Raw genomic sequence first — 15,546 nt, forward strand, 5'->3', positions numbered from 1 at the left:
GGATGAAAAAGAGCTATAACGAAGGCGATGTATTTCTGATTCCGATGAAGGATGGCCGATTTGCAGTATGCCAGGTAGTATGCGCGCTTAAAGGCAGTCTCAAAAAGGCATTTTCGTTCGGCGTGATGAGCATTCAGCGTGACGACACCGAAAGGTTGGAAGATGGCGATTTTCTCTTCTATTCCTTTGAGAAACGTAGAAGCAACGTCATATTCACTTCTCCGGCCAATATCCGAAATGGAACGTGGAAGATCGTGGGTAACACGCCTTTGACTCCCGAAAAGGAAGAACTGAGAGTATTTCATTGTGCAGGACATTTATACTGCGGCGATGAGTATATTCGAAACCTTCAGATTGAGGAGTATAGCCAGTTTAATACGCTCGGTGTAGCCGGGTTTGAATTGGTACAAAACCATCTGTTAGAGATGGAGCAAGATAGGTGGGTTGGACTTAACATTAACACGAAAACGAAGAGGGCAGAAAGAACCTGAAGAAGCAAAGCGTTCGCCTTTATCACCGGATTTTCCCTTTTAGAAAAGGGATCGAAAAAATCTGGGGATAACAGCGATCGGAAGGTTGTTCTGTCATCGAAGTGGTAAGGGTTAATACTCTAGTTCAATTTTTATAAGATACGAAGGGTGTGATGGTTGTGTCTGAAGCATATAAAAAGGCCGGCGTTGATATCGCGGCAGGTAATGAAGCGGTTGAACGGATGAAAAAACACGTGAAGCGTACCTTCCGTCCGGAAGTGATGACAGATCTGGGTGGATTCGGTGCCCTGTTCGGTTTGAACAAAGATAAATACGATGAGCCAGTGCTTGTATCCGGTACGGACGGTGTAGGCACCAAGCTGAAAATTGCGTTTGCCATGGACCGTCACGATACCATCGGAATCGACGCGGTGGCCATGTGTGTGAACGACATTGTGGTACAGGGTGCAGAACCACTCTTCTTCCTTGACTATCTGGCATGTGACAAAGTCATTCCGGAGAAGATCGAAGCGATTGTTGCGGGAATCGCTGAAGGCTGTCATCAGTCAGGCTGTGCATTGATCGGTGGCGAGACGGCGGAGATGCCGGGCATGTACAGTGAAGGTGAATACGATATTGCCGGATTCACGGTGGGCATCGTGGACAAAGCGAAGATCATCAACGGCACAACCATCGCCCCTGGCGACACAGTGATTGGATTGGCCTCCAGCGGTGTGCATAGTAACGGATTCTCGCTAGTACGCAGACTTTTGTTGGAAGATGCAGGACTTGATCTGCATGATGAAGTAGCGGAACTGGGCGGTAAGCTGGGTGATTCCCTGTTGGAACCTACGAAGATCTATGTTAAACCTCTGTTGTCCCTGCTGGAAAAGGTAAAAGTAAAAGGCATGGCACACATTACAGGTGGCGGCTTCATCGAGAATATCCCACGTATGTTGCCGAGCAACGTGAATGTGGATATTGACTACGGCTCTTGGCCGATCCTGCCGATCTTCAACCTGTTACAGGAAAAGGGAGCTGTATCGAACCGTGACATGTTCACCACATTTAACATGGGTGTCGGGCTTGTACTGGTCGTTAATGAAGCAGATGCAACGGAAGCTCTGCAACAACTGAAGGCATCTGGTGAAGAAGCGTATATCATTGGCCGTGTTACTGAAGGAGATGCGCGAGTAACCTTCACGGGAGCGGATGTTTAATGGCGAACTACCGCATAGCTGTATTTGCCTCGGGTGAAGGGTCCAACTTTCAGTCATTGGTCGATGCAGTACGAAACGGTGGGCTGAAAGCATCCGTTGATCTGCTCGTGTGTGATAAAACGTCTGCACGCGTTGTACAACGTGCACAGGACGCAGGCGTGGATTGTCATCTGTTTACTCCGAAAAATTATGCTTCCCGTGAAGCCTATGAGGCAGAGATCGTGGAAGTGCTTGAATCCAAAAAGATCGACTTGGTCGTTCTTGCGGGATATATGAGATTGCTGACTTCTGTTGTGGTGGATCGTTACGCAGGGCGGTTGATTAACATTCATCCGTCCTTGCTACCGGCATTTGCAGGAAAGGATGCAATTGGGCAGGCTCTCGACTATGGCGTGAAAGTTACGGGCGTGACCGTGCATTTTGTGGATGGAGGCATGGATACTGGACCGATTATTGCCCAGCATCCGGTTCCCATTTTGCCAGAGGATACGCCTGAGTCAATCAGCCGTTCCATTCATGCGGCCGAACAGCTGTTATACCCCGAGGTTGTTTCCTGGTTCGCTCAAGGTCTGGTTCAGTTAGAAGGGCGTCATGTCACTGTTAACAAACCGGTTTGATATAAGTTGAAAATTTTTTACACATTAACGGAGAGGACAGAAAAAACCTGAAAAAGCGAAGCTAAAAGCTTTCTGAAAGAAAGCTGCATCGGAAGCATACGCTTCGCCTTTATCACCGGATTTTCCCTTTAAGAAAAGGGAATCAAAAAATCTGGGGATAACAGCGATTGGAAGGTTGTTCTGTCATCGGAGTGTCCCGTGTAAACATCTTGGTTCAACTTCTATAACAGAAGTCGAATATTGGTACGCATTTTGTGATATTTCTCGGGAAATAAATCGGCTGTGTTTCGTCATGAAACGCGAAGCCATGGGACATTAAAGGAGGAGCATATTGTGAGTATCAAAAGAGCGCTGGTCAGCGTATGGGATAAAACAGGCATCGTGGACTTTTGCCGCGAGCTGTCGCAAATGGGTGTGGAGATTATTTCGACAGGAGGTACAAGCAGCCTGTTGTCGAAGGAAGGCGTACCTGTCATCGGAATTTCGGATGTGACCGGATTCCCGGAAATCATGGACGGACGTGTCAAAACATTGCATCCGGCAGTTCATAGTGGGTTGTTGGCTGTGCGTGATAACGAAGAGCACACACGTCAGATGGAAGAACTCGGTCTCGGCTATATCGATCTGGTTGTCGTGAACCTGTATCCGTTCCAAGAGACTATTGCGAAACCGGATGTAGCTTACGAAGACGCGATCGAGAACATCGATATCGGTGGTCCAACGATGCTTCGTTCTGCTGCCAAAAACCATGCTTTTGTTAGTGTCGTTGTTGACACAGCAGATTACGGCAAGGTGCTTGAAGAAGTTCGCAGCAATGGAGATACCACACTCGAAACTCGCAAACGGCTTGCGGCAAAAGTGTTCCGCCATACAGCGGCTTACGATGCAGTTATTTCTGACTATCTCTCCAACCTGAACGGTGATCCGTTGCCAGAGCGTCTGACGGTTACTTACGAAAAACTCCAGGATTTGCGTTATGGCGAAAATCCACACCAGCAGGCGGCGTTCTACCGCAAACCACTGGCTGCTCAAGATACATTGACAACAGCTGAGCAATTGCATGGCAAAGAGTTGTCTTACAATAACATCAACGATGCGAACGCAGCATTGCAGATTGTCAAAGAATTTGAAGAACCGGCGGTTGTCGCGGTTAAACATATGAACCCATGCGGCGTGGGCATTGGCGTAAGTATCTATGAAGCCTACAGCAAAGCATATGCTGCAGATCCAACGTCTATCTTTGGTGGCATTGTGGCAGCGAACCGCATTATCGACAGCGATACAGCAGGCAAATTGAGTGAGATTTTCCTGGAAATCGTACTTGCTCCTGACTTTACACAAGAGGCACTCGATATCCTGACGAAGAAGAAAAACATTCGTTTGCTCAAAACGGGTGAACTGAATGCTGCTCGTAAACGGGAGAGCCAGTTCGTGGTAACATCTATCGACGGCGGCATGATCGTGCAACAGTCCGATGTTCACTCCATTGAAGCGAGCGAGCTGAACGTGGTAACGGATCGTGCACCATCGGAAGAAGAACTGAAACAGCTGCTGTTTGGCTGGAAAGTAGTTAAACACGTGAAATCCAACGCGATTGTACTTGCTGCAAATGACATGACGGTGGGTGTGGGCGCTGGACAAATGAATCGTGTGGGTGCAGCCAAAATTGCGATTGAGCAAGCGGGCGAGCAAGCAAAAGGTGCTATTCTGGCATCCGATGCGTTCTTCCCAATGGGGGATACGCTGGAACTGGCAGCAAAAGCCGGAATTACAGCGGTGATTCAACCTGGTGGTTCGATCAAAGATGAAGAATCCATCAAAGTAGCCAATGAATATGGAATTGCCATGGTCTTCACAGGCGTTCGTCACTTCAAACACTAGAACGAAAAAGGTTTAAATAAGGGGTGTCGCCAGTCATACTTATGACTTATGGTACACCTCCTCTTTTTTAGTTTTTTTAACACGCGATAGCGTAACAAATCCAGTTATGCACAGAGGGGGAACAGAACGAATGGATATTCTGGTAGTAGGCGGCGGTGGCCGGGAACATGCAATCATCTGGGCACTGGCAAAGAGTCCAAAGGTAGACAAGATTCACTGTGCACCGGGAAATGCAGGTATTGCTCAGCTCGCTGAGTGTCATGCCATTGCGGTAAATGAATTTGATAAACTAACGGCTCTTGCTGTAGAGCTTAAAGTGGGTCTGGTGGTTATTGGTCCGGATGATCCGCTGGCGGATGGGATTGTGGATGCATTTGATTCGACAGGTATTCCGGTATTCGGACCCCGTCGTAATGCAGCAGAGATCGAAGGAAGTAAAACGTTCATGAAGGACCTGCTGCACAAATACAACATTCCAACCGCAGCCTATGAAAAATTCGACAACTACGAACAGGCTCAAACATACCTGAATGAGCAAGCAATTCCGGTTGTCATCAAAGCAGATGGACTGGCAGCGGGCAAAGGTGTGACGGTAGCTTATTCGCGTGAAGAGGCTGATCAGGCACTTCGCAGTATCATGGTGGAGAAGGTATTTGGTGAAGCAGGAGCCAAAGTGATTATCGAGGAATTCCTCGCAGGGCAGGAAATGTCCATTCTGGCTTTTGTCGATGGGGAGACCGTTCGTCCGATGGCGGCAGCACAGGATCACAAACCTGTATTCGACAACGACCAAGGGCCAAACACAGGCGGTATGGGTACATACTCACCTTTGCCACATATCCCTGCTTCTATTATTGAGGAAGCCGTGGAGACGATCATTAAACCAACGGCCAAAGCGATGGTGTCCGAGGGGCGTCCATTCCAGGGTGTATTGTTTGCCGGACTGATGATTTCACCAGATGGTAAACCCAAAACGATTGAGTTCAACGCACGTTTTGGTGATCCGGAAACACAGGTTGTATTGCCACGCCTGAAGAGTGACTTGTTTGATATCTTCTGGGCAACCGTTCATGGCAAGCTGGCTGATATTGAGATTGAATGGAGCGATGAAGCTGCAGTATGTGTGGTGCTTGCTTCAGGAGGTTACCCGGGTCCTTATGCCAAAGGCGTAGTCATTGAAGGACTCGATCAAGTGCAAGATGCCGTGGTATTCCACGCAGGTACAGCGCGTAGTGAAGCAGGAGAGTGGGTCACCAATGGTGGACGGATTCTGGGCGTAGTTGGCCTTGGTGCGGATATCGCCGAAGCTAGAAACAAAGCCTATGAACAGGCGGAGCGTATCCATTTTGATGGTAAACATCAGCGGACGGATATTGCTGCCAAAGCACTGGTATAGAATGAATACAAGAGCCCGCAAAGATGTGTACCGGAAAGGTATTTGCATCCTGCGGGCTCTTTGCTACGTATATAGATGTATCTTGTGTAAATGGCCGGACTTGTCCTTGTAGGGAAGGTACAAAACAGGATTAAATCTGGGTGTTTAGGCATGTTGTTTAATGTCCTAAAGTAAGGGGTAGTATTTTTATAAATTGGACTATACTAAACATGTGAACAATATCACATTATGAGGTAATATCAATCATATTATATAGAGTGTGTAACATACTTAGAGACTAATTTGTGAACATTATACTGTAACCTTGTTCCAAACCATGACGTGCAACTGGATGGTTGAGAGGGAAACATGGTATACTTTTCGGAAACAGGAATGAGTAAGAGGGGAGGTGGATATCTATTGGGTAGGCGATATTGTAAATTGTCCAAATGGCGAATCTAGGTGGAGTTGAGCGAGGAACAATTGACAGCATGAGGGGCAACCCGATTTGAATGAAGAAGTTTCTGCAAGTCATTGACTTCATCTTGAATTCCTGTTTTGGTTTTACAAGGTCAAACACGTACGACATATACAAATAGGATCATTATTCGATTTCATATAAGGCATACGCCATGATGAACGACAATGAACGACAAACAGCGGATGAATGGTTAACGTAGTTAACGGATCACGCTGTAACTATCTCTGGAGGTGAATCCCTGAGAACCGGGGAAATCATTGGACATAATTACCATATTGAATATCGCTTTACTTATTATCTTGATTGCATTGACTGCATTTTTCGTAGCATCGGAGTTCGCTGTAGTCAAAATTCGTACATCAAGAGTGGATCAACTGGTCGCGGAAGGCAATAAAAAGGCTGTATTAGCCAAAAAAGTTGTCTCGGACCTGGATTATTATCTGTCAGCCTGTCAGCTCGGTATTACGGTCACCGCATTGGGACTTGGTGCACTCGGAAAACCGACGGTTGAGAGATTGTTATATCCGGTATTCAATTATTTAGACGTACCTGCTTCAATCTCATCAATTGCTTCCTATGCGATTGCTTTTATCCTCGTCACGTTCTTGCATGTGGTTGTTGGTGAGATGGCACCCAAAACGCTGGCAATTCAGTTTTCAGAAAAACTGACGTTGATGCTCTCCCCATCGTTATACTGGTTTGGTAAAATCATGTATCCGTTCATCTGGGCGCTCAATGGAGCCTCACGAGTTCTTTTACGGGGCTTCGGTGTGAAGCCTGCTGAACATGATCAAGCCTACTCGGAGGATGAGATCAAGATCATCATGAACCAGAGTTATGAAGGGGACGAGAACAACAAGACCAAGCTTTCATATCTGGAAAATGTATTTGTGTTTGATGAACGTGATGCCAAAGACATCATGGTGCCGCGTACGGAACTGGTGACATTAGATCAGGATATGACCTATGACGATATTATTCCTATATTGGATGAACATAACTATTCACGTTACCCTGTCATCGAGGATGGGGACAAGGACCGCATTATCGGCGTTGTGAATGTGAAAAAGATTTTGCCTGACATGGTTGCTGCGAGATCGTATCAGCTGAGCGAGTTCGTTCGTGAGATCCCGTTCGTTTCCGAAGTTACACGTATTCAGGATGCGATGATTAAAATGCAGCAGGAACGTGTACACATGGCCGTGGTCGTGGATGAATACGGCGGTACCTCGGGAATCATTACGATGGAGGATATTCTGGAGGAGCTTGTCGGTGAGATTCGTGATGAATTCGATGCCGATGAGGTGGCCGATATTCAGGAGACCGGAGAGAATCAATATCTCATCAACGGCCGGGTACTTTTGGATGAAGTGGAGCGGCAGTTCGGACTTATCTTTGAAGGAAATGAAGAGATGGATACCGTTGCTGGATGGATTCAGTACCAGAAGGGTGTAGGTGTGGAAAAAGGCGATACGGTAGAACACGGTGATTATGTCTGGACCGTTGTCGATACCGAGAACTATCACATCAAGCAAGTTCTTCTGGAACGAGTGAGCGGTGCGCAGGTTGAGGAAGCTACAAGCGATCTTGCGTGATCTTGCGCGGAAATCTTTTGAAAATTTAAATGTTTTTTGGCAACGTAGCAGTGTAGGGGACGGAATCGATTCTGAAGAAGCGTAGCGTTCGCGTTTGCAAACCAATTTTAAACCTTTGAAAACAACAATCAGGAAAATTTGGAGGCAATGGCGATCGGAAGAACGAGCCGTCACCGGAACGTCACTCGTGCAACCTTAATATAAATTTTACTTGGAGGTGAATCCCTCAACCTGAGGGAAATCATTGGACGGAATAATAGCCTTGAATTTATTTTTAGTAGCCGTATTTATAGGTCTGACAGCCTTTTTCGTTGGAGCCGAATTTGCAATTCTTAAAGTACGGATGTCCCGAATCGATCAATTGATCTCGGAAGGTAACAAAAAGGCAGTACTGGCCAAAAAAGTGGCGCACAACCTGGATTATTATCTGTCTGCGTGTCAATTGGGGATTACCATCACGGCGCTGGTATTGGGAGCTCTGGGTGAACCTACCGTTGAGAAAATGCTGCATCCGCTGTTTGAGCGACTGGAAGTGCCAGCGGCGTTGTCTACCGTGCTTTCCTACGGTATCGCTCTGGCGATCATTACGTTCCTGCATGTGGTTATTGGTGAATTGGCACCGAAAACACTGGCGATCCAGTTTGCAGAGAGAATGACGCTGTTGCTGGCACCACCACTGTACTGGTTCGGTAAAATCATGAATCCGTTCATCTATGCATTGAATGGAGCTGCTCGTCTGTTGCTTGGCATATTCGGTGTAAAACCTGCCGGGCATGATACCGTTCACTCGGAAGAAGAGCTGAAGCTGATTATGGCACAGAGCTATGAGAGTGGCGAGATCAACCAGACGGAGCTGGACTATCTCAAAAACATTTTTGCTTTTGATGAGCGTCTGCTTCAGGAAATCATGATTCCAAGAGATAAAATCGTTACCTTAAATAAAGAAATGCCGCTTGATCAGATCATTGAGATGCTGAATCAACACGAATACACGAGATACCCTGTTATTGCGAATGGGGATCAGGCTCATTTTGTTGGCTTCATTAACACGAAAGAAATGCTGACGAGTGTGGCTGCGGGCAGAGACTTCAATATGGAGACCTTTGTTCACAATACGCCGAGTTTCTCCGAGCGTTCTCCAATCAAGGATGTGCTGATCCAGATGCAGCAAAGCCGTGTACACATTGCAACCGTGGAAAACGAGGCAGGTGCTACGGTAGGTATGGTTACGATGGAGGATATCCTTGAAGAGATTGTCGGAGATATCAAGGATGAATACGAGCACAAAGATTTGGTGAATCCACCAAAAAGAATGAAATTGGTTTAAGAAGCAGTGATACAAATGTGATACAAGAATAACGAAGCAACATAATCGTTCTAAAGCTAAGCAGGTTCCCGATGTGATCGGGGCCTGCTTTTTTGTAATAAATCTTAATTTTAAAATAAATGCTTGCATAATTCAGTCCAATGGATTAATATAAATTTAAAGAATCTTAATTTAAAGATAAATAACGAAAAGCAATAAATAAAAGAAGCAAAAACAACCTATGATACAACTAAAACCAAGGGAGTGGATATTATGTTCAGAACTTCAGGAATTCATCACATTACAGCTTTTGTAGACGATGCACAGAAAAACGTTGATTTTTACGCAGGTGTGTTGGCGCTCAGACTGGTGAAAAAAACAATCAACTTTGATGCACCAGATGTGTATCACTTGTATTACGGGAATGAGCAGGGTGCACCGGGCACAATCATTACCTTTTTCCCACAGCAAAATTCAAGAAGAGGTGTCATTGGTTCCGGTCAGACTGGAGTTACCGTATATGCGGTTCCTGTAGGAAGCCTGCCTTTCTGGAAAGAACGTCTTGCTTCCTTCGACATTCCATATGAAAATAAAACCAGATTCGGTGAGCAGTACATTCGTTTCTTCGACAAAGGCGGTCTGCTGCTTGAACTGGTTGAGCGCGAAGGTGGTCAGCCAAGCAACTGGACTTTTAACGGTGTGACACCGGAGCATGCCATCAAAGGATTTGGCGGAGCCGTATTGTTCAGCCACGTTCCTGAGAAAACCATGGACGTATTGGTGAGCAAACTGGGTCTGGAGCAGGTCGGTGAAGAGAACGGACTCCTTCGTCTTCAGGCAAGCGGCGATATTGGTCAGATCATCGATATTCAGTCTACAGGCATCCAACGTGGGATTGGCGGAGCCGGGACAGTCCACCATATTGCATGGCGTGCCAAAGATTACGCGGAGCATGAACAAATTCAGCAGGACCTAGAACAATCCGGATATCATCCAACGCCGGTCATTGACCGTCAATACTTCAACGCTGTGTATTTCCGGGAGCCGGGTGGTATACTGTTCGAACTGGCTACGGATCCTCCGGGATTTGCACGGGATGAACCAGAAGAGAGCATGGGCGAGAAACTGATGTTGCCTGAATGGTATGAACCACAGCGCGAGCAGATTGAACAATTGTTGCCACGAATTGAAGTACGTGAATGGAAAGGAGAGTCCAAATCATGACCACAACCAGTACAATGAAACATATCTATAAAGCAGGTGCCCAGCCGGATGCGCCAACAATCCTGTTGCTTCATGGTACAGGTGGAACCGAGAATGATCTGGTAGGTCTGGCGGAGATGATCGCACCAGGAGCTGGCATACTTGGGGTGCGGGGGAACGTATCGGAGAACGGGATGCCCCGTTTCTTCCGCCGTTTGGCCGAAGGTATTTTCGATGAAGAGGATCTGATTGCTCGTACGGCAGAGCTGGGATCTTTTGTAGATGCAGCTGCGGTGGAGTATGGTTTCGATCGGTCCAACGTATATGCACTGGGTTACTCTAACGGTGCCAACATTGCGGTAAGCCTGATCTTCCATCAAGCGGATGTATTCAAAGGTGCAATTCTGCATCATCCGATGGTACCGCTGCGCGGACTGGAATTGCCGGATCTGAAAGGTCTACCTGTGTTCATCGGTGCAGGAGAGAACGATCCAATTGTACCAAGACGTGAAACGGAGGAACTCGCATCGCTGCTCAGCGGTGCGGGTGCCGATGTAAACATGCATTGGGAGCGTCAGGGTCATCAGTTAACGCGTACCGAGGCAGAGGGCGCGGCAGCCTGGTTTAAGACACAGGCGTAAGTCGGGTGGATAGACGGTTATGAAACAGGTAGAGACAGCCTGATCGTGAAGATCGGGCTGTTTCTCCTTTTTATTTAGTGGCTGGAACAGTTACCCGATCCGATTATGGATTGGGTTTTCTTTTTGCACAAGGAACAAGGAGGGGGAACGGAACGATGGGAAGGGGGATGATCCTTGCAACGTGACAGAGGCGACAGAACTCCTTTAACTTGATGAAGCAATATGGTTGTCGTAAAGCATGGATTATTCTATAATGAAGTAATTGATAATCATTTTCAATTAGATTCGGCGAAAGATGACTATGCATGTAATCAGGAGGGGAACATGGATCCTAACCCTAGCTCACATACGTTTGGCTCAAGTGCGTTTGTGCAGACCCGCGATGGTCGCAAACTACATTATATGTCCAGGGGAACAGGAGATCTGACGGTGGTGTTTGAGTCCGGCATGGGCGCCTCCAGATCGAACTGGGGACTGGTTGCACCTGCCATTGCTGAGCATGTACGCACAGTCGTGTATGATAGGGCAGGCGCAGGACGAAGTGACGTCGACTCGACTCCGCGCAGTCTTGAACGCATTGCAGGAGATCTAGGGGATCTGCTGACGGCTCTTGGTTCGGGCCCATTCATTCTGGTTGGACATAGCTGGGGAGGTCCGATTGTACGGGCTGCTGCGGCTGCACATCGGTCTCGATTACGAGGTATTATTCTGGTTGATCCATCAGACGAGCATTGTGAATTGTATTTTTCGAACACGGCCAAAAAGAGTTTTGCTCTCAATGGTTTCCTCATTCCAATCATGGCGAGAACGGGCTTATACCGGTTGCTCGGCAGCAAGGCTGGACGCGTTCAGCCTGACGATGTGGCGGCGGATCACCTCAAGGAGGATTTCACTGTACAGGCAGCCAGCACGATGCTTGCGGAAAGCAAAACATTTCTGAATGACATGGCAGCGCTGCTGGAACATCCTCCGGCTCTGGGTGATCTGGAAGTCAGCGTGATCTCGGGTACGAAACCGGGCAAGGGAGAGGCGAAAATCAGACCTGCCCTCATCACGGCGCATCGCCAGACGGTGAGCCAGCTATCCAATGCGAGATGGATTGGGGCGGGTCAATCGGGACATATGGTTATGTATACAGACCCTCAGGTCATTATTGATGAAATTTTACGAATGATAAATGATAAGAGCTCAGGCGCAAGAACAGAACAAAAGTGATACAATACAAAGAAAAGCAGTGCGCGACATTGCTAGATAAGTTGAATTAATGATCTACACGATAACGGAGAGGACAGAAAGAACTCGAAAAAGCGAAGCGTTCGCCTTTATCACCGGATTTTTCCCTTGGAAAAGGGAATCGAAAAAATCTGGGGATAACAGCGATTGGAGGGTTATTCTGTCATCGTAGTGTCAGTGTAAATAAACTTTAGTTCAACTTATATAGACCATAAAAGCGGAGTGTGGAGACAACATGAAACCAGTTGAACAAGAACCAACGGGAACCACAAGTCCCGGTCGTGCCAGTGTTGGCATGGAAGATATCGTGCGCGCACATCATGTGCTGCGTGAGGTCATTGTAAGAACGCCGTTGCAGCGGGATGCTGTATTGTCGGCCAAATATAACTGTAATGTGTATCTGAAAAGGGAAGATCTTCAAGTGGTGCGCTCGTTCAAGATTCGGGGCGCCTATAATATGATTCGCAGTCTGACACCAGCCGAGATGGAGAAAGGTATTGTCTGTGCGAGTGCAGGCAACCATGCTCAAGGTGTTGCTTTTAGCTGTAATGCGCTCGGAATTAACGGCAAAATCTTCATGCCGAGTACAACGCCGAACCAGAAGGTGAAGCAGGTACGTCGCTTTGGTGGCAGCAACGTCGAAGTGGTGCTGATCGGGGATACCTATGACGATGCTTATGCAGAGGCAATGCGTGCATGTGACGAACAGGGCATGACGTTCATCCATCCTTTTGATCAACCAAAAATTATTGCAGGTAATGGTACGGTAGCGATGGAAATCATGGAAAGTCTCGATGAGAATGCCGACTACGTATTCGTGACGATTGGCGGCGGAGGGCTGGCAGCTGGCGTGGGAACCTACATGAAGACCGTGAGTCCAGAGACACGCATCATTGGTGTTGAGCCACTTGGGGCAGCTTCCATGAGTGAGGCGATGTTCCGCAAACAGGTTGTTACACTGGATGATATTGATAAATTCGTGGATGGTGCCGCGGTGAAACGGGTTGGTGATCTCACCTTTGATATCTGCAATAATATACTGGATGACATTGTGAAAGTACCAGAAGGCAAAGCCTGCACGACCATTCTGGAGTTATATAATGAAAATGCAATTGTAGTCGAGCCTGCAGGTTCCTTGGCTGTTGCGGCGCTCGAGCAGTATCGTGAGCAAATCGTGGGCAAGACGGTGGTCTGCGTAATTAGTGGCGGGAACAACGATATCGACCGGATGCAGGAGATCAAGGAACGTTCCCTGATCTATGAAGGGCTGAAGTATTATTTCATGGTTAATTTCCCGCAGCGTGCAGGAGCTTTACGTGAATTCCTGGAGGAAGTTCTAGGGAAAAATGATGATATCACCCGGTTTGAATATACGAAAAAGCATGATAAGGAAAATGGCCCTGCCTTGGTGGGCATCGAGCTGATGTACAAGGAAGATTACCACCCGCTCATTGAACGTATGAATCGCAAAGGTATCGCCTATACCGAGCTGAACAAAAATCTGAATCTGTTCAACATGTTAATCTGATGAATGATTCCAAGAAGCAATCAGATCACCAAGAAACATCTCCTCTGATCAGACCTGCGCGCATAGAAGATGCAAATCAGGTCATTCCATTGTTGTATCAGGCGATAGGGGACATTGCTTACGCGCTTGCGGGTGAGGCGGATCATGAGAAGGCGATGCAAATTTTGGAGGCGTTCTATGTACAGGAAGACAACCGGATTAGCTATCGTCATGTGACGGTGATGGAGCAGGATGGGCTGATTGCGGGGATTCTCGTAGCCTATGATGGCGGTGAAGCAGATCGTCTGGATCAGCCGATTCTGAATCGCCCTGGACGCAGCCGGGATGAGAAGTATATTTTAGTCAAAGAAACCCGTCCGGGGGAGTATTATCTGGATACTCTCTCGGTAAGTGAAGCTTATCAGGGGCAGGGCATCGGCCGTGCACTGATGGCTGCTTTTGAGCAGCAGGGCAGAGAGCTGGGTCACTCTCAGGTATCCCTGATTGTAGAACGGGACAATGGCCGTGCGCTAATGCTCTATGAACGGCAGGGATATGTCAAAGACGATGTGATTGTCATCGCAGGACATGAGTATAATCATATGGTCAAACCGATTCAATAGTGCAGGGAACTGACGGGTTAAGTCAGTTTTGATGATAGAGCAAGTAGAAACCGCCACAGGAGCGACTCCTGCGGCGGTTTTTTGTCGTGGTGATCTGTTGGAACTTAGCCTGAACTAGACCCTGATTCTAACCTTGGGAACAGAGTACCTTAATAGTTAGCATAATCGCTGGCCGGGACGTTCTGCTCCAGCCATTTCTGTACAGCAGCCGTTTTCTCGAATCGGGCTTCGGTTACGATGTCCATGAACTTTTCGAGCTTGGTCAGGAAGGCACTATCTTCGGATGAGTTGCGTTGTAAGACAGCTTTGTAACCTTTCTGGGCATTGACTGTCATTTTGTTCGTTTCATAGTCAAATAAAGGCGTATTGTTCAGGCCATAAAACGTATACAAGGTATAGTTATTCATCAGGTTTTTCACTTGTTGTACCCGATTGGACTTGGGATATTCATTCAGGAATCGTTCCTGATTCAAAGCACGATTGAGTATCTCCTGATAGCCAATGACCAGTGCACCATCATCGGCGGCAAGGTTACTGGTTTCGACCGCCATGATATTGATGTATTGTTTGATGTCTGGCTTCACGTACGAGATATATTTCTGAAAAGACATATAATTCATGATCGGATAGAGGGAGCCTTCGAGCATGACCAGGCGATAACCGCTATCCCGTGCCTGCTGGAGCAGTGCACGCAGACTGGTGTCGGTGGTGCGGGACATTAGTTTGGTGAAGCTGTCATTCCACTTGTAGGTCTTGATCATCTTGTCCTGAACATTAGGTACGAGTAAGCGGTCCGTCATGGCTGTTAGCGCCTTGTTGCGGGCATTCTCCAGTTGTAAGACCATCAGGGTTGCATGATGAGTGGTGACTTGATTGATATGGGATTCGAGATAGGTATCCGCGGCAGGCAAGCCGTTCTTTTTGTAGAGCATGGATTGAAATGTTTTATATATCGTTGTTGAACTGGCAGTTGTAACTTTGGTATCTGTACTGGAAGATGCGGCAGCAGCGACTCCGGATAATGGAGCTACACCCGTTTGGAGCAGCAAGACGATGGCGGTGGCTGTAATGAAGATGCGCATGCCTTTACGTTTGGCAGATTGGAACGATGATGTCATAAATATGAACCTCCCGTAGTTGAGAAAATGATAGGCGTTGTTCACTAGTTACTATACATTAACCCAATTGGGGCAGGATGTGGTTGCGGAATGGTGACAAATTCTTCTGTTATTTTTAACTTTTGGAGGGTGGAAGATAGAAGGATATCTCTGCGAAAATATTTTTTGTACAACTGGAAACTTTTGAGCTGATCGGAACGTCTTAGTTGTGCATAGGAAAATACAGGAATTAATGAAAAGAACAGCGAATCTATTTCGATGTTAACTAATTGCGAG

13 protein-coding genes are annotated in these 15,546 nt (G+C 47.2%); 12 read left to right on the forward strand and 1 reads right to left on the reverse strand.

All coding sequences use genetic code 11. The features are described 5' to 3' along the window. The first annotated feature begins 2 nt into the window (after positions 1–2). From AC1S8V_RS03910 to AC1S8V_RS03965, 12 genes are all read left to right on the forward strand, one after another. A complete protein-coding gene (locus AC1S8V_RS03910; RefSeq protein WP_482072506.1) occupies positions 3–491 on the forward strand; it encodes an immunity 26/phosphotriesterase HocA family protein in 489 nt (162 codons plus the stop codon). Positions 492–649: 158 nt separating this feature from the next. After that, entirely contained in the window at positions 650–1,690 is a 1,041-nt protein-coding gene (purM, locus tag AC1S8V_RS03915; RefSeq protein ID WP_076329579.1) for a phosphoribosylformylglycinamidine cyclo-ligase, read from the forward strand. Then, the gene (gene purN / locus AC1S8V_RS03920) at positions 1,690–2,307 is read left to right on the forward strand and encodes a phosphoribosylglycinamide formyltransferase (protein ID WP_482072507.1); all 618 of its coding nucleotides are present in this window, start codon (positions 1,690–1,692) and stop codon (positions 2,305–2,307) included. The genes purM and purN overlap by 1 nt, the downstream gene beginning before the upstream one ends. Positions 2,308–2,640: 333 nt before the next feature. After that, positions 2,641–4,188, forward strand: a complete 1,548-nt coding sequence (gene purH / locus AC1S8V_RS03925) for a bifunctional phosphoribosylaminoimidazolecarboxamide formyltransferase/IMP cyclohydrolase (protein WP_482072508.1) — start codon at positions 2,641–2,643, stop codon at positions 4,186–4,188. Between the two features lie 130 nt (positions 4,189–4,318). Beyond that, positions 4,319–5,584 carry a phosphoribosylamine--glycine ligase gene (gene purD / locus AC1S8V_RS03930; RefSeq protein ID WP_482072509.1) on the forward strand — a complete coding sequence of 422 codons (1,266 nt, stop codon included), beginning with the start codon at positions 4,319–4,321 and terminating at the stop codon, positions 5,582–5,584. Between the two features lie 717 nt (positions 5,585–6,301). Beyond that, positions 6,302–7,639 carry a hemolysin family protein gene (locus AC1S8V_RS03935; protein ID WP_482072510.1) on the forward strand — a complete coding sequence of 446 codons (1,338 nt, stop codon included), beginning with the start codon at positions 6,302–6,304 and terminating at the stop codon, positions 7,637–7,639. A gap of 244 nt (positions 7,640–7,883) precedes the next feature. Next, complete coding sequence (locus AC1S8V_RS03940) at positions 7,884–8,966, forward strand: hemolysin family protein (RefSeq protein WP_482072511.1); 1,083 nt, start codon at positions 7,884–7,886, stop codon at positions 8,964–8,966. A gap of 252 nt (positions 8,967–9,218) precedes the next feature. Further along, positions 9,219–10,169, forward strand: coding sequence for a ring-cleaving dioxygenase (locus AC1S8V_RS03945; protein ID WP_482072512.1), 951 nt, complete (start codon positions 9,219–9,221; stop codon positions 10,167–10,169). 14 nt (positions 10,170–10,183) lie between these two features. Then, a complete protein-coding gene (locus AC1S8V_RS03950) occupies positions 10,184–10,789 on the forward strand; it encodes an alpha/beta hydrolase (protein WP_482074380.1) in 606 nt (201 codons plus the stop codon). 324 nt (positions 10,790–11,113) lie between these two features. After that, the gene (locus tag AC1S8V_RS03955; RefSeq protein WP_482072513.1) at positions 11,114–12,004 is read left to right on the forward strand and encodes an alpha/beta fold hydrolase; all 891 of its coding nucleotides are present in this window, start codon (positions 11,114–11,116) and stop codon (positions 12,002–12,004) included. A 253-nt stretch (positions 12,005–12,257) separates the two neighbouring features. Next, the gene (gene ilvA, locus AC1S8V_RS03960; RefSeq protein WP_482072514.1) at positions 12,258–13,550 is read left to right on the forward strand and encodes a threonine ammonia-lyase IlvA; all 1,293 of its coding nucleotides are present in this window, start codon (positions 12,258–12,260) and stop codon (positions 13,548–13,550) included. Then, a complete protein-coding gene (locus AC1S8V_RS03965) occupies positions 13,550–14,152 on the forward strand; it encodes a GNAT family N-acetyltransferase (protein WP_482072515.1) in 603 nt (200 codons plus the stop codon). The genes ilvA and AC1S8V_RS03965 overlap by 1 nt, the downstream gene beginning before the upstream one ends. A 149-nt stretch (positions 14,153–14,301) precedes the next feature. On the opposite strand, the gene AC1S8V_RS03970 is transcribed toward AC1S8V_RS03965, so the two are convergent. Beyond that, a complete protein-coding gene (locus AC1S8V_RS03970) occupies positions 14,302–15,270 on the reverse strand; it encodes a hypothetical protein (protein ID WP_482072516.1) in 969 nt (322 codons plus the stop codon). Positions 15,271–15,546: the final 276 nt, after the last annotated feature.

It is taken from the genome of Paenibacillus sp. B46(2026), from assembly GCF_056786355.1.